This is a genomic window from Vulgatibacter incomptus, from assembly GCF_001263175.1.
In the GTDB taxonomy this organism is placed as follows: domain Bacteria; phylum Myxococcota; class Myxococcia; order Myxococcales; family Vulgatibacteraceae; genus Vulgatibacter; species Vulgatibacter incomptus.
This window is the reverse complement of record NZ_CP012332.1, coordinates 2,149,633-2,167,624: the sequence shown is the minus strand read 5'-3', so window position 1 is coordinate 2,167,624 and position 17,992 is coordinate 2,149,633. Positions and strand designations below refer to the sequence as shown.

The window sequence follows — 17,992 nt, the reverse complement described above, 5'->3', positions numbered from 1 at the left end:
ACTACTTCGACTTCTTGACTGCTTCCTTCCAGACCTTCGCCGGGCGGAACTTGATCACGTTCTCGGCCTTCTTGGCCGCGATGGTGATCTCCTCGCCGGTGGCCGGGTTGCGGCCCTTGCGCTTCGGGCGAGCCGGCTTGGTGTGCCGCCGGAAGACGCCGAAGTTCTTGAGGCTCACCTTGTTGCCCTTGCGGACCTCCTCCGCGACCGTCTCGAGGAGGATATCGAGCATGCCCGTGACCTGCTTCTTGCTGAGCTCGATCTTCTTCTTGCCGGCCTTCTCGACGACCGCCTGGACGAGCTTGGTGGTCGACATGCTCGGGCTGGTCGACGCTGCCTTCGGAGCCGCTGCCGCCTTCGTAGCCATTCTCACTCCTTGCTGAACGCGGATTGCGCTCCGCGTTGGATGTCCCACGCCGAGCGTGAGCACTCTGCGTGAGGTTTCGTTGCACTCGAAGGAGGGGAGAGCATCACCTTTGCTCGCTCCCCTCGCAAAGAGATCTGCAGTTTCTCGCTCGCTACGCACTCGTGGAAAGAGTCGTGAGAGGAGTTGTAGCGCAGAATGCGAACCGGACGAAAGAGCAGATTGTGACAAACCCTGCTTCCTACCGCGCAATCCGCCGCTCTCGGCTCGGTTCCTGCCCCCGCTCCGGAGGGGGGCGGACCTGCGGAAGCGCATTCGACCAACGTGCTGCGGAGGCCCGCGCCTCGGCCTTGACCTCGGCCGTCGGCGGTCGCTAGAGATCCGCCCGGAGACGCGGTTTTTCGCGCCCGACACGAAGAAACGAGAGATTCATGAGCCGCAACGACGTCGAGAGAGCCCTCGCGCACTTCGAAGAGAACCGCCCGTCGCACCTGGACGACCTGAAGGACCTGGTGCGGATCCCCAGCGTCTCGTTCGACGGTTTCGACCCGGCCGAGGTCCGCCGTAGCGCCGAGGCGACCAAGAAGATCCTCGAGAAGCGCGGTTTCCGCGGCGTTCGCCTGCTGGAGGTGCCGGGCGCGCACCCCTACGTCTACGGCGAGATCTTCGTCGATCCCGCGGCGCCCACGGTGCTGCTCTACGCCCATCACGACGTGCAGCCTGCGGGTGATCTCGAGAAGTGGCTCTCGGCTCCCTTCGAGCCCGTCGAGCGGGACGGCCGCCTGTACGGCCGCGGGACCGCCGACGACAAGGCCGGCGTGATCGTGCACACCGCAGCGGTCGCCGCCTGGCTCCAGGGCGCCGGCGCCCTGCCCCTCAACGTGAAGATCGTGGTGGAGGGCGAGGAGGAGATCGGCTCCGGCCACCTGGCGGAGTTCCTCCGCACCCACCGCGAGCTGCTCTCCGCCGACGCGATGGTCCTCACCGACACCATGAACTTCGACACCGGCGTGCCTTCGGTGACGACGGCGCTCCGTGGCCTCGTGGCCATCGACGTCGAGGTCCGGGCGCTGAAGACCTCGCTCCACTCCGGCATGTGGGGCGGGCCCGTGCCCGACGCCGCGATGGCGCTCTCGAAGATGCTCGCGTCTCTGGTGGACGAGAAGGGCGACATCGCCATCCCCGGCATCCTGGAGAAGGTCCGTCCCCTCGACGACGCGGAGAAGAAGAGCATCGCTGGGCTGCCGATCACCCGGGACGAGTATCGCGGCCAGGCGGGCCTCCTCGAGGGCGTCGAGCTCCTCGGCGAGCAGCACCCCTGCGAGTCGAACTGGCGCAGGCCGTCTCTCAGCGTGAACGCGATCCAGGCCTCGAGCCGCAAGGACGCGCGCAACGTTCTGGTCGACACCGCCTGGGCGAAGGTGGGGATCCGCATCGTCCCCGACCTCGATCCGATCGAGGTTCAGTGGGCCCTCACCGAGGCCCTCCGCAAGGCCGCCCCCTGGGGCGTGGAGGTGGAGATCACGCCGGAGTCCGCCGGCGGACCCTGGTACACCGACACGAATCACCCGGCGTTCCAGGCCGCCTTCCGCGCCCTGGAGAAGGGCTACGGCAGGCCGGCCCTGGCGATCGGCTGCGGCGGTTCGATCCCCTTCGTGGAGCCCTTCGCCCGTGAGCTCGGCGGCGTCCCCGCGCTCCTCATCGGCGTCGAGGATCCCTACACGAACGCGCACTCGGAGAACGAGAGCCTCTCCCTCTCCGACTTCGACTAGTCGATCCGCTCCGCCATCCACCTCTACGAGGAGCTGGCGACGGCGCTGAAGAAGTAGACCTCTTTGCCGCGAGCGCGTTCGCGGTACTCCCGAAAGGAGCTCCGGATGATCGTGGATGAGAAGATCGAAGCGTATTCGGCGGCACACTCGAGCCCGCTCCCTCCGCTGCTGGACGCTCTCGCCGAGCGCACCCGGGCGGAGACCACCGCGCCGCAGATGATGGTGGGCCGACTCGAGGGAAACGTGCTTCGGATGCTCGTCTCGCTCACCGGGGCCAAGCGGGTGGTGGAGATCGGCACCTTCACCGGCTACTCCGCCCTCTGCATGGCGAACGCGCTCCCCGCCGACGGGGAGCTCGTCACCTGCGAGATCGAGGAGAAGCACGCCTCGATCGCCCGCGACTTCTTCGACAAGAGCCCGGACGGGAGCAAGATCCGGCTCCGCATGGGGCCGGCGATCGAGACCCTGCGCGGCCTGCCGGAGCAGGCGTTCGACCTGGTCTTCATCGACGCCGACAAGGAGGCCTACCCCGCCTACTACGAGGAGTCGATGCGGATCCTCCGCCACGGTGGACTGATCGTGGCGGACAACGTCCTCTGGAGCGGAAGGGTGCTCGCACCCGGCGACGCGTCGTCGCGGGCGATCGTCGCCTTCAACGAGCGGGTCCGAACCGACGACAGGGTCGAGCAGGTCCTGCTCACCGTCCGCGACGGGATGATGCTCGCCCGGAAGAAATAGCGGCCTCTAGCGCAGGGCGGATCTCCGGGTAGCGGAAGCGGTAGCCCGTCTCGAGCGCCTTCGCGGGCGCCGCGCGATTGCTGCCGAGGAACAGCGAGGCCATCTCCCCGAAGAGGGCCCGGAGCGCGAGGGTGGGGACGGGCAGGATCGCCGGGCGTCCGAGGGCGTGGCCGATCTCCTTGGCGAACACGGCGCTCGAGACCGGGTTCGGCGCCGCGCAGATCATCGGCCCCTCGAGGTCGTCGCGGTCGAGGACGTGGAGGATGAGGCCCACCTCGTCGTCCAGGTGGATCCAGGGCACGAGCTGCTCGCCGCTTCCGACGGGCCCGCCCAGGCCCAGGCGGAAGATCGGCTCGAGTTTGGCGAGCGCGCCCCCTTCCCGCGCGAGGACCACCCCGGTCCGGAGCTGCACGACCCGAGCTCCGAGACCGCTCGCCTCGACGGCGCCGGCTTCCCAACGCCGGGACAGATCCGCGAGGAAGCCGCTCCCCGGCGGCGAGTCTTCGTCGATCTCCACGACGCCGGTGTCGCCGTAGAAGCCTATGGCCGAGGCCGACACGAGGACCCGGACAGCACCTCCCTCCGCGCGGATCCCCTCGACGACCGAGCGGGTTCCGGCGATGCGGCTCTCCACGATGCGGCGCTTCCGCGCCTCCGTCCACCGTCCCGCCGCCACCGAGGCGCCGACGAGGTTCACGACCGCCTCGGCGCCTTGGAGCGGGGCGACGGGGTCGGAGGCGGTCCAAGCCCGCTGCTCGACGGAGGGCGGGAGCTCGGGCCTGGGCGGCCTGCGGACGAGGGCAATCACCCGGTCGCCGCGGTCGACCAGGGCGCGGGCGACCGCGCCGCCGATGAGGCCCGTCGCGCCGGTGATTGCGATGGTGCGCGCCATCTCATCTTCTCCGCATCGAGCCCACGAAGACGGCGGCGACGGGGCCGGACGGCAGCGGAGCGACCTCGTCCTCGGCGAGATCCATCCGATCCAGGCCGAGCTTGTGGGAGACCAGCACCCCACGGGCGACCGAGTCGTCGCCACCGCAGCGCACCGAGAGCTTCACGGGAAAGCGGTAGCTGCGGGCGGCGTCGGTGAACCGGATCGAGGCGTGGTTCTCGGCGAGGATCGGGACCTCCTTGATCGGATCGTCGAGCCTCGAGAAGAGGGGCGAGAGGTCGTAGCGGAAGACCAGCCTCACGCTGCCGGTGCCCTGGCCCGAGAGGTGCGGATCTCCCTGGAGCGTCCCCCACATGCGATAGCGCAGCCGCACCATCGGCACGGTCTTTCCGAGGTCCGGGTGCTGGGGGTCGATCCCGTCTGCCTGCGTATCGGTGAACGACTCTCTCACGCTGAGCAGGCGAAGCGGCTCCTGGAGGGCCGTCGGCCGGGTGCTCACCGTGGTGAGCCTCCCGCCGATGTTGTCGGTCATGCGCTTCTTCAGCCAGTTCTTCGCGCCTTCCTTGATCGGCTCGCGGACGCCGTAGGTGAGGGCGACGAGCAGGATCGTCCAGGTCAGGCCGACCCCGAGCCCCGCCACGCCGTGCCCTCCGGTGAGGAAGAGCGCGAGCGGAAAGGCCACGAGGGCCCCCAGGATCGCGGAGACGGCGCCGAGGAGGGCGTGGAAGCGCTGGTCGGAGTGCTCCGCCTCCACCTGGAGGAAGAGCAGGCCCTGGAAGTGCTTCTTGAGCACGCTCACCCGGGCGACGTAGCGCTCGAGCTCCCAGGGATCCCGTTCGCGGGGGCTCTCGATGGCGTGGGCCTTCCGCCAGTCGAACTCGGCCTCGAGGGCACGGGCGAGGGCGCCCCGGAGCTCGGCGGCGAGCTCCTCTCGCCCCTGCGCGCGGCAGGCGGGGTGGAGCAGGTGCGCGACGACGGCCCGCTCGATCCGGCCGATCAGCTCCAGCGCGTGGTTGGAGAGGAACTCTCCCGAGAGCGCACGCTCCCGAGCGACCTCGTCGGTCTCGCCCTGCCTCGTCTTGCACAGGAAGTCGCGCCGCTCCCGGAGCGCGGCCAGGGTCTCCTGCAGGCGCGCGAGGAGGCCTTCGCCGCCCTGGCCGGCCGGCGCGGGAGCGAGGCGGATGGAGGCCGCGAAGACGCCGTGCTCGATGCGGGCCTCCGCCTCCTTCGCCCGCTGGGCTGCGGCGAGGGCGGAGCGGCGCAGCTCGTCCACGGAGATCAGGCGGTGGACGTTCTCCCCGTCCTCGTCGACTGGGCTGGCGAGGCGGGCCAGGACCTGGAGCCGCTCCCAGTTGTCGTGGCGGATCCAGAGGTGGGCGGGGATCTCCACCAGGAAATCGAGCTCGAAGTCGTCGGCGCGCCCGTCGGCGGGGAAGGGCAGCTCGGCGATCCACTCCAGGCGGGAGGAGTCATGTACGCCGAGCCGCAGCAACTCTGAATTCCTCCAGGAGGGGGGACGAAAGCTGGGGTAACACCCGAGCGAGCGTTCCCCATCCCGGTGGCCATTGTCGGGCCACCGGCGCGATCCCCATCCCTCGAGCCCACCCGCCAGGTCTCGGGCTCAAACTGGACACGATCTGCTGCGTCCCGCGAGCCCTCTCTTCGGGGAGCGTACAAAGAAATCGGGCCCGCAGAAGCGGGCCCGACTCTTTCGCCGCGTTTGCTCCGCCTCCGGCTCCGCGATCAGTCGGCGCTGGTGGCCATGGAGCCGGCGACGAGCTGGGCCGCCGCCTCGCGGGCCTTGGCCGGGAGCTCACCCAGGAGCCCCACGTCGTGGTGGCCGTCGGCGATCCGGTCGCGGCCGAGCACCGCCTTGGACGGCGTGCGCAGATCGGAGACCAGGCCCACCCAGGACATCGCCTTGAGCACGTAGTAGGTGAGGTCGATCTCCCACCAGAAGAAGCCCTGGTTCGCGGTGGACTGGTAGTAGTGGTGGTTGTTGTGCCAGCCCTCCCCGCAGGTGATCAGCGCCAGGATCGCCGAGTTGCGGCTGGTGTCGGTGGTCACGTAGCGCCGACGCCCGAACACGTGGGAGAGGGAGTTGATGGTGAAGGTGCCGTGCCAGAGGAGCACGGTGGAGAGGAAGAAGCCGCCGAACAGGGCCTGCCAGCCGCCGAGGAGGAAGCAGGAGACGCCGAGGAGGGCCGGCGGAACCAGGTGGTACTTGTTCAGCAGGCGGAGCTCGGGGAACTTCGCGAAGTCCTTGATCAGGTCGAAGCGGGTCTCGTCGTACTTGGTGCAGAGGATCCAGCCCACGTGGCTCCACCAGAAGCCGCGCTTGGGCGAATGCACGTCCTGCTCCATGTCGGAGTACTTGTGATGGTGCCGGTGGTGGGCGGCCCACCACAGCACGCCCTTCTGCGCGGTCGTGGTGGCGCCGAGGGCCATCAGGAACTGCATCACCCGGCCCATCTTGTACGAGCGATGGGAGAAGTAGCGGTGGTACGTCGCCGTGAGGAAGAACATCCGCACGTAGTAGAGGCCGAGGCAGAGGGCCACCGTCGACCAGGTCATCCCGAACCAGAAGGAGCCGAGGGCCAGCAGGTGGATGGTGAAGAAGGGGATGGACTTCACCCAGTCGACGCGCTCGTCGGGGGCATTGATGTAGGCCTTGGACACGATCGGAAGCTCTCCTGAATCCTGATGCCCGCTCGGGCGATGTTCGAGCAGGAGCATGACAACCCTTCGTCATGCCTCTGTCACGGCCAGCCGGCGTGGGGGCGCAGGATCGGGCTCGATGGCGGGGGAACGGAAGAAAAGCCGGAAAAACTCCGGCTTCCGGCCGATTTCAGGGCCTGCCCCGTGTCCGGGGGCGGCGGCCGCCTCTTGCCAGGCGGCCATGCGCTCGCTCCGATGGTCGTCGCGCTTCGGTTTCAGCGCTCGGCGACCACCTGCACGCCGACGAGGAGGAGCTGCCCGCCGGTGGCGTCGTAGGTGTCGAAGTAGGTCACGCCGCCCTGGTAGAGCGCTTCGCGGAGGAGGGGGAAGTCGAGCTCCACGAAGCCGATGGACTGGTCGTCCCAGCGATCCTCGTCCCAGACGTCGAGGGCCACGCTGAGTCGCTCGGTGAAGGGCACCTGGGTCCAACCGACCCCGCCGGACCACGACGGCGTGAAGGTCTGCAGCTCGTTGTAGCCCCGCTCCGCGAGGGCGATGGTGTATCGGTCGTCGTACCGATAGCCGTCGGTGGAGAGGAAGCCGTAGCCGTAGGGGTTGGGCCGCGACCAGCCCAGCCGCGCCTGGTCGGCCATGAAGGCGTAGAGGGAGCTCACGCCCCGGCGCCTGGCGGAGGCGAGCTCGTCCCAGACCCATCGCGGCAGGAAGCGATCGGACTTCCACTCCCTGCCGTCGGTGAGGCCCGGGCCCACCAGGGCGCTCACCGGGTAGATGCCGATCCGGGCGGGCTCGCAGGTCCCGTCGAGGCAGTTGAGGCCCGAGGCGCACTGCGGAGTCGAGCCGCAGGCCTCGCCCCACTGCAGCGGAGACGGGGTGGGACGATCGGGGCGGGGCTGGGTTCCGCCTCCACCTCCTCCTCCGCCGCCGCGCGGACCGTGGACGTCGACCATGCACGCAGGGAGCGCGACGACGAGGAGGGCGGCGAAGAGGGTCGTCTTCAGGAGGGCGGCTCGATTCGAAGGCGAGGTGTTCATGGCCTTACGGACGAGCGAGCCCCTGGAATGTTCACGCCGGGCGGGCGCTTCCCGCCGCGAAGAGAGTTCGTGAAGGAATTCACGAACTCTCGCGACCTCGAGGCCCGAGTCCGTCAGGCCTGCGGGAGGCCGACGACCGCGCTCTTGCCCATGCCCATCGGGCACTGGAAGGCGATGGTCCCGCCGGCCTCGGGGGTGACCTCGACCTCCACGGGCGTGTTCAGCGGGAGCTCCTTCTCGATGTCGAGGGAGGGGAAGACCACCGCGGTCATGCAGGTCTTCTCGGCGGTGCGGGTGAAGACGAGCTTCACGGCCTTGCCGCCCTCGACCTCGATGCGGGACGGCGTGAAGCCGTCGGCCGTCGCCTCGATGGCGACCTTGCCCTCGGCGTCGGGCGTGGCGGCGGCCGGCGCTGCCGGCTTGGCGTGCTCGGCCCCGAGAGCGGCGGGGGCGGCAGGGGCCGCAGGGGCGGCGGGCGCGGCGGCGGCAGGCTGGCTGCCCTGGGTGCAGGCGGCGACGACGAGGATGGCGGCTGCGGCGGCTACGAAACGAGCGATCTTCACGGGAGCCTCTCTCGGCGCGGATCCCTCCGCGCCCGTTGGTTTTTCACGGAGATAGCGGGACGAATCGCGCCTTTCAACATCGACCGGCGTCTCAGCGGATTTCCATGTGCGGGAACCTTTTCTCAATTGCCAGGTTCCCACACGCTCGAAGCCGTCCTTTGACATCCGACGGTGAGACGATTTACAAGATCGAAGCGTCATGCGTCGCCACTCCTCCCTCCTGTCCTGGATCGCCGCCCTCGGCCTGCTGCTGCACGCAGCGACGGCCGCTGCGTCGATCTGGTGCTCGATGGCCGGGGAGCTCTCCGTCTCCTGCTGCTGCCCCGGGACGAAGGAAGCGGCGCCGGACGCCGCGATCCACGCGCCCAGCGACTGCTGCAAGCAGGCGATCCGGGCCCAGGAAGTGGAGAACGCGTCGCATCTCGCCTTGGCCGACGCCGGCCCGCTGGATTGGGCGCCGGCCCCCCCCTGGGATCGGCATCTGCTGGAGCCCGTGTCGCTCGACGTCCGCATGGACGACGCGACACATCCCAGCTCCACACCACCGCCCCTGATCGCGCTCGCGACGGTCGTAATCGTCCGCTGAGCTCGAGCGTCTCTCCCGTCGCAACGTCGCCGTAGCCTCGGCGCTCGTGCGTGCGGAGGGCCGCGCTGTCTCGCACGACAGCCTCCATCGCTCCTCCTGTACGCCCGGTCGCCCGCTCGGCTCCCATTGGAAGACGCCCGCCCGAGATCCGGGCGGATGGAGCACTGTTCGTGTTGACTGCTTTTACGCTAATTGCCGCCCTGGCGGCAGGAGCGCCGCCCGCATCGGAGCCGGCGCCCCTCGTCTGGTCCGAGGTCCTGAACCAGGTGTTGCGCCGCAACCAGGACCTCGCCGCCTACGCATCCGATCGCGAGGCGGCCTCCGAGCGCGCGAGGGCCGCCGCCGCGTATCCCGATCCCTCGATCGGCTTCGCGATCCGGAGCCTCCCCGTGCCCTCGTTCTCGTTCACCCAGGACGAGATGACGATGAAGGAGGTGCTGCTCAAGCAGCGCCTCCCGTGGTTCGGGAAGCGAGACCTCCGGCGAGAGGCCGGAGACAAGGTGGCCGAGGCCACCGGCGCGATGGCCGACTCTCAGCGCCTGGCCCTCGCGGAGGCTACCGCCGACGGCTACGCCGAGCTCTGGCTCGTCCTCTCCTCGAGGGCGGTGCTCGAGGAGCAGACCGGTGCGCTCGAGAGGCTGGTCGCCCTCACCAGGGCCCGGTTCGCAGCGGGCCGCCAGAGCCAGGCGGACGTGATCCGCGCGGAGGCCGAGCTCGAGCGGCTCCGGCTTCCCGCATTCGAGCTCCGGGAGCGGGAGGTCGCTGCGCGGGCGGTCCTCGCGGCGCTCCTCTCCCAGCAGGAGCCGGTGGGAGGCAAGCCGGCGCTCCCCGATCTGCCTGACCTCCCGTCGGAGGCGGCGCTCGTGGCAGACCTGGAGAGCCATCCGGAGCTGCAGGTGCTGACGCGGCAGGAGGAGCAGGCGCGACTGGAGGCGAGGCTGGCGCAGCGGGAGAAGTGGCCCGATCCCGAGGTGGGCCTCGCCTACGGCTTCCGAACCAACCACCCCGACATGGTCGGGGCCGAGGTGATGATCCCCATCCCGGTCTTCGCCGCGTCGAACCAGGACCGGCTCGCCGCCGCCGCCCGGGCGGAAGCCGAGTCCGCGTCGCGGAGGCGGGTCGCGCTCCGCGAGTCCCTGGCCTCGCAGCTGCGGACCGCCAGGGCCGCCTCGATCCGCGAGCAGGAGCGCCTGGATCTCTACGAGCAGGAGCTCCTCCCCAGGGCCCGCCAGACCGTGTCGGCCGCCATCGGCGCCTACCAGTCCGGCGGTGTCGACTTCCTCACCCTCCTCGACGCGGAGGTGCAGCGCTTCGGCCAGGAGCTCGAGGCGCTCTCGTCCCGGGCCGGCCTCCTCCGCGCCCGTGGGCGTCTCGCCCGTGCGTCGGGCTCCCTCTCGACCCTCTTTGCGATGAACGGCGGTGCACGATGAGCGACATGATCGAGAACCAGCTCCACGAGGGCGAGGAGCCGCCTCCCCCCGGCGTCCGCACGGCGGGGATGTTCCGCTGGGCGATGCTCGCCATCGCGCTCCTGGGCGCCGGCTACACCGTGCTCCTCGCCACCGGCGTGGTCGGGGGGGCCTCGGCGGCAGCCGTGCAGTACCACTGCCCGATGCATCCCACGGTCGTCTCCGACGTGCCGGGGGAGTGCCCGATCTGCGGGATGGATCTGGTGCCGATCGACGGGGGCGCCAGCGGCTCCGAGCACGCGCACGGCCACGATCACGGAGATGCCGACGGCTCGATCGCCCGGGCGGCGAAGCAGCTCGGCGCCAGGCCTGGCCAGTGGATCTGCCCCATGCCGGAGGACGGCGTGGTCCGGGACGAGCCCGGTCGCTGCGAGAAGTGCGGGATGTCGCTGGTCCAGGTGCCGGGTGACGATACAAGGGGTCAGGAAGGGCCGGCGATCTACAGCTGCCCGATGCATCCGGAGGTCGAGCACGAGGGCCCGGGAAAGTGCCCGAAGTGCGGGATGTACCTGGTGCGCAAGGCCGCGGACGGTGCGCAGGCGGAACAGGGCGTGGCCCCCGGGCATGCGCATCCCGCTGCCGGTGAATCGCACGAACACTCGGCCGAAGCGGGGAAAGGCGTCCCCGGCCTCACCGAGGTCGTGATCCCGTCGGAGCGCCTGGCGCGGATCGGCGTGCGCACCGCCAAGGTGGAGCGCGGCCGCCTCGAGGGCCAGGTGCGCACCGTGGGCGTGGTGGCGCCGGACGAGCGGCGCCGCTACGTGGTCCAGGCGCGCTTCTCGGGCTGGATCGAGAAGCTCCTGGTGGACGAGACCGGCGCCACGGTCCGCACCGGAGAGCCGCTCCTGCAGATCTACAGCCCGGAGCTCTACCAGGCCCAGGTCGAGTACCTGAACGCGCTCAAGTGGAGCCCCGAGCTCCAGGACGCCGCCTCCCAGCGGCTGCGGCTCCTCGGGATCGCCGAGGCGGATCTCGCGGCGCTTCGAAAGGCGGGCAAGGCCCAGCGCACCATGACCTTGCGGGCGCCGGGAGCGGGCCACGTGCTGCGGAAGGGCGCGATCGCCGGCGCCTATGTCTCTCCCGGCGACGTGCTCTTCGAGGTCGCGGACCTCTCGCGGATCTGGGTGCTCGCCGACGTCTTCGAGCAGGAGATCCCGCGGGTGCAGGTGGGCGCTACCGCCACCTTCGCTGCCGCCGCCCACCCGGGCGATCGCTTCGTCGGCAAGGTCTCCTTCGTCTATCCCACCGTGGAGCCCTCCACCCGCACGATGAAGGTCCGGCTGGAGATCGCGAACGCGAGCATCGCGCTGCGCCCCGGCATGTTCGGCGACGTGCGCCTCGACGTGGAGGCGCCGGAGGGCGCGATCGTCCCGCGGGACGCCGTGATCGACAGCGGCGAGCACGTCTACGCCATCGTCGCCCGCGGCGGAGGGCGGTTCACTCCGCGTGAAGTGCATATCACCGGACGCGCGGGGGACCACGTGATGGTAGTCGGCCTCGATGACGGCGAGGAGGTGGTCACCGGCGCGGGCTTCTTCATCGACTCGGAGAGCCGGCTGCGCGCGGCTCTCGCCGGCATGGGCGGGGGCCACGACCACGGAGATCTCAAGGATTCACGAGCTCTCGCGGAGCCTGGGGCGGAGAAGACGAAAGGAGTCACGCCGTGATCGAGAAGCTGATCGATCTCTGCGCCCGGAACAAATTCCTGGTGCTCCTCGTCACCGGCTTCGCCTGTGTCGCCTCGTGGATGGCGATCCAGCGCGCGCCGCTCGACGCGATCCCCGACCTCTCCGACCCGCAGGTCATCATCTACACCGAGTGGATGGGACGGAGCCCCGGGCTCATCGAGGACCAGGTCACCTACCCGATCACCACCTCGCTCCTCTCGGCGCCCCACGTCACCGACGTCCGCGGCTTCTCGATGTTCGGGATGAGCTTCGTGCACGTCCTCTTCGAGGAGGGCACGGACATCTACTGGGCCCGCAGCCGCGTCCTCGAGTACCTCTCCAGCCTGCGAGGCAAGCTCCCCGACGGCGTGGAGCCCCAGCTCGGCCCCGACGCCACCGGCGTGGGCTGGGTCTACCAGTACGCGCTGGTGGATCGGAGCGGCAAACACGACCCGGCCTCGCTGCGCACCTTCCAGGACTACACGCTCCGATACGCCCTCACCGCGGTGCCGGGTGTCGCCGAGGTCGCCAGCGTCGGCGGCTACCAGAAGCAGTACCAGATCACGGTCGACCCCAACCGCCTCCGGGCCTACGGGATCACGCTGGCGGAGGTCGGCGAGGCGATCCGCCGCTCGAACGGCGACGTGGGCGGACGGATCCTGGAGATGAGCGGCCGCGAGTACTTCGTCCGCGGCCGCGGCTACCTGAAGAGCCTCTCGGACCTCGAGAAGGTGACGGTTCGCGCCTCGTCGAGCGGCACGCCGGTGCTGGTCCGCGACATCGGGACGGTGGCCTTCGGCGGCGACATCCGCCGGGGCGTCGCCGAGCTCGACGGCGAGGGCGAGGCGGTGGGCGCCATCGTGGTGATGCGCCAGGGCGAGAACGCCCTCGCGGTGATCGAGAGGGTGAAGGAGCGACTCGAGGAGCTGAAGCCGTCCTTCCCCGAGGGCGTCGAGCTCGTAGTCGCCTACGACCGCTCAGAGCTGATCGGCCACGCGGTCGAGACGCTGAAGGGGACGCTGCTGGAGGAGGGGCTCGTCGTCGCCCTCGTGATCCTCCTCTTCCTCCTCCACTTCCGCAGCGCGCTGGTGCCGATCCTCGTGCTCCCGGTCTCGGTGGCCCTCGCGTTCATCCCGATGCGCTGGCTCGGGATCTCCTCGAACCTCATGAGCCTGGGCGGCATCGCCATCGCCATCGGCGCGATGGTGGACGCCACGATCGTCCTCGTCGAGAACGCCCACAAGAAGCTCGAGCAGGCGAAGCCGCGCACCGCCGCCGAGCGCGTCGAGACGATCATCGCCGCGGCGAAGGAGGTCGGACCCGCGATCTTCTTCTCGCTCCTGGTGGTGACCGTCTCCTTCTTCCCGGTCTTCGCGCTGGAAGGGCAGCCCGGCCGACTCTTCAAGCCGCTGGCCTTCACCAAGACCTTCGCGATGTTCTTCTCGGCGGTGCTGGCGGTGACCCTGGCGCCGGCGCTGATGGTCCTCCTGATCAAGGGGAAGATCCATCCGGAGGAGAAGCACCCGATCTCGCGATTCCTCATCGCGATCTACAAGCCCTTCGTCTTCGTCGCCCTGCGCAACCCGAAGACCACGGTGGCCATCGGGGTGGCGGCGGTGATCTCGACGATCCCGCTGATCCCGAGGCTCGGCAGCGAGTTCATGCCCACCCTCGACGAGGGCGACGTCCTCTTCATGCCGACCACCTTCCCCAATGTTTCGATCGAGGAGGTGAAGGCGTCGCTCCAGCAGCAGGATCGGATCCTGAAGAGCTTCCCCGAGGTGATCTCGGTCTTCGGCAAGGCGGGGCGGGCGGAGAGCGCCACCGATCCGGCGCCGCTCTCGATGGTGGAGACCGTGGCGCGGCTCAAGCCCCGGAGCGAGTGGCGGATGGTCCCGCGCGAGCCTTGGTGGAGCGGGTGGACACCGGAGGTGCTCGCGCCGGTGCTGCGCACGGTCTTCCCCGACCAGCGGCAGATCACGACCGACGAGCTCTTCGCCCTGATGAACGACGCCCTGGCCATGCCGGGGTGGACCAACGCCCTGACCATGCCGATCAAGACCCGGATCGACATGCTCGCCACGGGCGTCCGCACGCCGGTGGGCGTGAAGATCTTCGGCAACGACCTCGCGGAGATCGAGCAGGCGGGCACGGCGCTCGAACAGCTCCTGTCCACGGTCCCCGGCACCCGCAGCTCTTTCTACGAGCGGAGCCTGGGCGGTCTCTACGTGGACGTGGTCCCCGACCGCGACGCGCTCGCCCGCTACGGCCTCACAATCGCCGACGTGAACGAGGTGGTCGAGCTCGCGCTCGGCGGCGAGCCCGTCACCACGACGATCGAGGGGCGCAGCCGCTTCACCGTGAACCTGCGCTATCCGCGGGATCTGCGCGACGATCCCGATCGCCTCCGCGAGGCCCTCGTCCCCGTGACCCGGGTGGAAGAATCCGAGGGCGAGGCCTTGCCGATGCAGCCCGCTCCCGCCCTCGGCGCGCCGGCGGCTTCGCGGCTGGTGCACGTCCCCCTCGGACAGCTCGCCGACGTGAAGGTGGTGAGCGGGCCGCCGATGATCCGCAACGAGAACGGGATGCTCGCCGGCTATCTCTTCGTGGACGTGGACGCCGCCCGCACCGACCTCGGCGGATACGTGAAGCGGGCGAAGGCCCTCGTGGACGAGGCGAGGGCAGACGGCAGGCTCTTGCTCCCTCAGGGGACGATCCTCAAGTGGACCGGCCAGTACGAGCTGATGGAGCGCATGGCGGAGAAGATGAAGGTCATCGTCCCGCTCACGCTCCTGCTCATCGTGGTCCTGCTCTACCTCCACTTCCGGAACGTGATCGAGACGCTGATCGTCCTGCTCTCCGTGCCGTTCGCGATGGTGGGGAGCATCTGGCTGCTTTGGCTCCTCGACTACCGGCTCTCCACCGCGGTCTACGTGGGGATGATCGCGCTGGTGGGCCTCGCCGCCGAGACGGGCATCGTGATGATCGTCTACCTCGACCGCGCCTTCGAGAGGCGAAAGGCGGCGGGGAAGATCCGCAACTTCGACGACATCGTCTGGGCCCACCTGGAGGGCACGGTGATGCGGGTGCGGCCGAAGCTGATGACGGTGGCCACCACCGCCGTCGGCCTCGTGCCGATCCTCTGGTCCACCGGCGCCGGCGCCGACGTGATGAAGCGGATCGCCGCGCCGATGGTGGGCGGCCTGGTGACCTCGGTCTTCCTCACCCTCGAGATCATCCCGGTGGTCTACACCTGGTGGCGCCTCTGGGAGCTGAAGCAGGAGAAGAAGCGGGAGGCAGAGGAAGCGATGCTCGAAGCCGGCTAGTCCGGTCTCTCCAGGGCGTCCCGAAGGGAGGGTCGCTTGCCCGGCCGGGGATGGGTGCGCAACGTCGTGCCCACCCCGTCGAACGGAGGACCAGATGGAGAGCGAATCGGTACGGCCTTCCGCTGGCGGCAGGCCCGCCGCTGCCAAGGCGAGCGGAGCCCGCGGGCGGATCGACCAGGGGATGCTGGATCGTCTCTCCTCCCGCGTGACGAGCCTGGGCGGGAGGGACGCGATCCCCGTGTACCTCCCGTTCTCCGGCGAGGTGCTCGGCCACGTCCCGAGGTGCAACGCCGAGGACGTCCGCGAAGCGGCCCGGCGCGCCGGCGAGGCGCAGCGCATCTGGTCCCACACCCGCCCGGCGCACCGGAGGCGGATCTTCCTGCGGTTCCACGATCGCGTCCTGTCGCGCCAGGACGAGATCCTCGATCTCATCCAGCTCGAGAGCGGCAAGGCGAGGCGCCACGCGTTCGAGGAGGTGATGGATACCGCTATCGTCTCGCGCTACTACGCCAACTCGGCAGAGGAACACCTGAAGGCCCGCAAGCGCAGGGGCGCCATCCCGGGGATGACCACCACCTGGGAGACCTTCCAGCCCAAGGGCGTGGTCGGTTTCATCTCGCCCTGGAACTACCCGCTGATCCTCTCCATCACCGACGCGATCCCCGCGCTGCTCGCCGGGAACGGGGTCGTGCTCAAGCCCGACCATGAGACGCCCTTCTCGGCGCTGTGGGCGGTTGAGCTCCTGGTGGATTCGGGCCTCCCTCCGAGCCTCTTCCAGGTGGTCACCGGCCAGGGGAGCGAGATCGGGCCGGCGCTGATCGAATCGGTCGACTTCATCTCGTTCACGGGCAGCACGGAGACGGGCCGGAAGATCGCCCGAGACGCCGGCGAGAAGCTCATCGACTGCTCGCTCGAGCTCGGCGGCAAGAACGCGATGATCGTCCTCGCGGATGCCGACCTCGAGAAGGCGGTGGCGGGAGCGGTGCAAGGCTGCTTCACGAGCGGTGGGCAGAGCTGCATCTCCATCGAGCGCCTCTACGTGCACTCGAAGATCTACGAGACTTTCGTCCACCGCTTCGTGGAGAAGACGCGGGCGCTCCGCTTGGGCTCGGCCCTCGACTACGGCGTCGACATGGGCTCGCTGACTTCGAGCAGGCAGCTCCACGCGGTGGAGGCGCACGTGGAGGAGGCCGTCGCCAAGGGCGCGAGCGTCCTCGCCGGCGGGCGATCTCGCCCGGATCTCGGCCCGTACTTCTACGAGCCCACGATCCTCGAGAACGTGCAGGGGGAGATGCGGGTCTTTCGTGACGAGACCTTCGGCCCGGTGGTCTCGGTCTACCGCTTCCGGAGCGACGACGAGGCCGTCGAGCGCGCAAACGACAGCCGCTACGGCCTCTCCGCGAGCGTCTGGACCCGGGATCACGCCAAGGGGCGGGCGATCGCGGAGCAGGTCCGGGCCGGCACCGTGAACATCAACGAGCCCTACGCCGCAGCCTGGGGGAGCGTCGACTCCCCCATGGGCGGCATCAAGGACTCGGGGATCGGCAGGCGCCACGGGCGCGAAGGCATCCGCAAGTACACCGAGTCGAAGACCATCGCCCACGAGAGGGGGCCGCTCCTCGCCGCGCCCCAGGGAGCCACGGCGGGCCGCCGCTATTCCCAGCTGATGACGGGCCTGCTCCAAGCCTGGCGACGGATCCCGGGAATCGGGTGACGGTCTTCGGGTAGGTGAAAATCGAACGATCGCAACCGATGCTTCCTCCGAGGGGCGTTCTCGGAGGTGGCGACGATGGTGCGGTTTCGGAAGGTGGCGATGGCGGTGCTCGGCTTCGGCCTGATGGCGCTGCCGCTCGCGGCGTCGGCCCAGGCGGAGGAGAGGAATCCGGGCGAATACGAAGGCGGCTTCGCCGGGGCCTGTCCGATGGGCGACGCCACGGCGGCGTCGCAGAAGGCGATCCAGGAAGGGTCGATGGTGCGGGTGGAGTCCACGCCGGACGGCGCGGTGGTCCGCTTCTCGGCGCCGGCCCAGGATCCCCAGGCGCTCCAGGACGCCCGCAACGCCGCGCAGAAGCTCGGTCAGGCGGCGCAGGCGAGGCAGGGATGCAACTGCCCGGGCGGCGAGCAGGGCCCGCGGTCCCCGGGGTCGCCGGCGGAGCGGGGCGGCGGCCACCAGGGTGTCGGGCCGGGCGCCGGGTTCTGAGGACCACCGACGGGACGGTTTGACTCCAACCAGAAGCGGCTCGTTTCCCTGGCATTCGGCCGTGTGCGGCGGTAGGAACGCCCTCTTTGCCACGGGCTCGTGGCCCGAAGGGTGAGCGCCATGGAAACGAGTCGTCTCGGGTTCTTCGCCCGGCTGTGGATGGCAATCTGGTTGCCCTGGAAGGTGCTCTTCGACGGGCTGGCCGCATCGCTCGTCCAGAAGAGCCTGGAACGCGGCGAGGTCCCCGCGCTCCCCGCGCCGGCGCCTGCGCCGAAGGCCCCGGAGGCGCCTCGGGTCGTGGAGCCGAAGGCCCCCTCGAAGGAGGAGCAGGCCGCCTCGGCGCTCCAGCTCCTCGCGATCCTCCAGCGCGACGGCCGCTTCGTCGACTTCCTCCAGGAGGAGATCGCCGCCGCCAGCGACGATCAGGTCGGCGCCGCCGCGCGCATCGTCCACGAAGGCTGCCGAAAGGCCCTCGCGCAGTACGTGCGCTTCGCGCCGATCCGCGACGAGGAGGAGGGCGCCGCCGTGACGGTCCCCGCCGGCTTCGACGCGGCCCGCGTGCGCCTCACCGGCAACGTGACCGGGCAGCCTCCGTTCCGTGGAAGGCTCGCTCACCCTGGGTGGAAGGCGACCGAAGTCCGGTTCCCCACGCTGGCCGCGGGCCACGAGGCGACCGTGATCGCCCCTGCCGAGGTGGAGCTCTAG

General features: G+C 69.7%; 15 protein-coding genes. 9 read left to right on the top strand and 6 right to left on the bottom strand.

The window, feature by feature from the left end; translation table 11 throughout:
• Position 1: 1 nt before the first annotated feature.
• Positions 2 to 367 carry an HU family DNA-binding protein gene (locus AKJ08_RS08915; RefSeq protein ID WP_050725743.1) on the bottom strand — a complete coding sequence of 122 codons (366 nt, stop codon included), beginning with the start codon at positions 365 to 367 and terminating at the stop codon, positions 2 to 4.
• Positions 368 to 795: 428 nt separating this feature from the next.
• On the opposite strand from AKJ08_RS08915, the gene AKJ08_RS08910 reads away from it, so the two are divergent.
• Complete coding sequence (locus AKJ08_RS08910; protein ID WP_050725742.1) at positions 796 to 2,136, top strand: M20/M25/M40 family metallo-hydrolase; 1,341 nt, start codon at positions 796 to 798, stop codon at positions 2,134 to 2,136.
• A gap of 105 nt (positions 2,137 to 2,241) precedes the next feature.
• Positions 2,242 to 2,874, top strand: a complete 633-nt coding sequence (locus AKJ08_RS08905) for an O-methyltransferase (protein ID WP_050725741.1) — start codon at positions 2,242 to 2,244, stop codon at positions 2,872 to 2,874.
• Here the strand turns inward: AKJ08_RS08905 and AKJ08_RS08900 are convergent.
• The 5 genes from AKJ08_RS08900 to AKJ08_RS19240 all read right to left on the bottom strand — a co-directional run bounded on the left by AKJ08_RS08900 (position 2,834) and on the right by AKJ08_RS19240 (position 8,039).
• On the bottom strand, positions 2,834 to 3,766 hold the full coding sequence (locus tag AKJ08_RS08900) for a TIGR01777 family oxidoreductase (RefSeq protein WP_050725740.1): 933 nt from the start codon (positions 3,764 to 3,766) through the stop codon (positions 2,834 to 2,836). The two genes, AKJ08_RS08905 and AKJ08_RS08900, sit on opposite strands and share 41 nt — an antisense overlap.
• Position 3,767: 1 nt before the next feature.
• Complete coding sequence (locus AKJ08_RS08895) at positions 3,768 to 5,258, bottom strand: hypothetical protein (RefSeq protein WP_050725739.1); 1,491 nt, start codon at positions 5,256 to 5,258, stop codon at positions 3,768 to 3,770.
• Between the two features lie 251 nt (positions 5,259 to 5,509).
• A complete protein-coding gene (locus tag AKJ08_RS08890) occupies positions 5,510 to 6,448 on the bottom strand; it encodes an acyl-CoA desaturase (RefSeq protein WP_420806382.1) in 939 nt (312 codons plus the stop codon).
• A gap of 251 nt (positions 6,449 to 6,699) precedes the next feature.
• On the bottom strand, positions 6,700 to 7,476 hold the full coding sequence (locus tag AKJ08_RS08885; RefSeq protein ID WP_050725737.1) for a hypothetical protein: 777 nt from the start codon (positions 7,474 to 7,476) through the stop codon (positions 6,700 to 6,702).
• Positions 7,477 to 7,589: 113 nt separating this feature from the next.
• Positions 7,590 to 8,039 carry a cupredoxin domain-containing protein gene (locus AKJ08_RS19240; protein WP_050725736.1) on the bottom strand — a complete coding sequence of 150 codons (450 nt, stop codon included), beginning with the start codon at positions 8,037 to 8,039 and terminating at the stop codon, positions 7,590 to 7,592.
• A gap of 199 nt (positions 8,040 to 8,238) precedes the next feature.
• Between AKJ08_RS19240 and AKJ08_RS19235 the strand changes: the two genes are divergently transcribed.
• The 7 genes from AKJ08_RS19235 to AKJ08_RS08845 all read left to right on the top strand — a co-directional run bounded on the left by AKJ08_RS19235 (position 8,239) and on the right by AKJ08_RS08845 (position 17,992).
• The gene (locus AKJ08_RS19235; RefSeq protein WP_050725735.1) at positions 8,239 to 8,625 is read left to right on the top strand and encodes a hypothetical protein; all 387 of its coding nucleotides are present in this window, start codon (positions 8,239 to 8,241) and stop codon (positions 8,623 to 8,625) included.
• A 170-nt stretch (positions 8,626 to 8,795) separates the two neighbouring features.
• Positions 8,796 to 10,055, top strand: coding sequence for a TolC family protein (locus AKJ08_RS08870; RefSeq protein ID WP_169788784.1), 1,260 nt, complete (start codon positions 8,796 to 8,798; stop codon positions 10,053 to 10,055).
• Positions 10,052 to 11,761 (top strand): efflux RND transporter periplasmic adaptor subunit, encoded by a 1,710-nt coding sequence (locus tag AKJ08_RS08865; protein ID WP_082342974.1) that lies wholly within the window; start codon positions 10,052 to 10,054, stop codon positions 11,759 to 11,761. Before AKJ08_RS08870 ends, AKJ08_RS08865 begins: the two co-directional genes overlap by 4 nt.
• Entirely contained in the window at positions 11,758 to 15,087 is a 3,330-nt protein-coding gene (locus AKJ08_RS08860) for an efflux RND transporter permease subunit (protein ID WP_050725732.1), read from the top strand. Before AKJ08_RS08865 ends, AKJ08_RS08860 begins: the two co-directional genes overlap by 4 nt.
• A 94-nt stretch (positions 15,088 to 15,181) precedes the next feature.
• Positions 15,182 to 16,801, top strand: coding sequence for a succinic semialdehyde dehydrogenase (locus AKJ08_RS08855; RefSeq protein WP_050725731.1), 1,620 nt, complete (start codon positions 15,182 to 15,184; stop codon positions 16,799 to 16,801).
• A 75-nt stretch (positions 16,802 to 16,876) separates the two neighbouring features.
• Positions 16,877 to 17,287 (top strand): hypothetical protein, encoded by a 411-nt coding sequence (locus tag AKJ08_RS08850; protein ID WP_050725730.1) that lies wholly within the window; start codon positions 16,877 to 16,879, stop codon positions 17,285 to 17,287.
• Positions 17,288 to 17,407: 120 nt separating this feature from the next.
• Positions 17,408 to 17,992 (top strand): DUF2760 domain-containing protein, encoded by a 585-nt coding sequence (locus tag AKJ08_RS08845; protein WP_050727501.1) that lies wholly within the window; start codon positions 17,408 to 17,410, stop codon positions 17,990 to 17,992.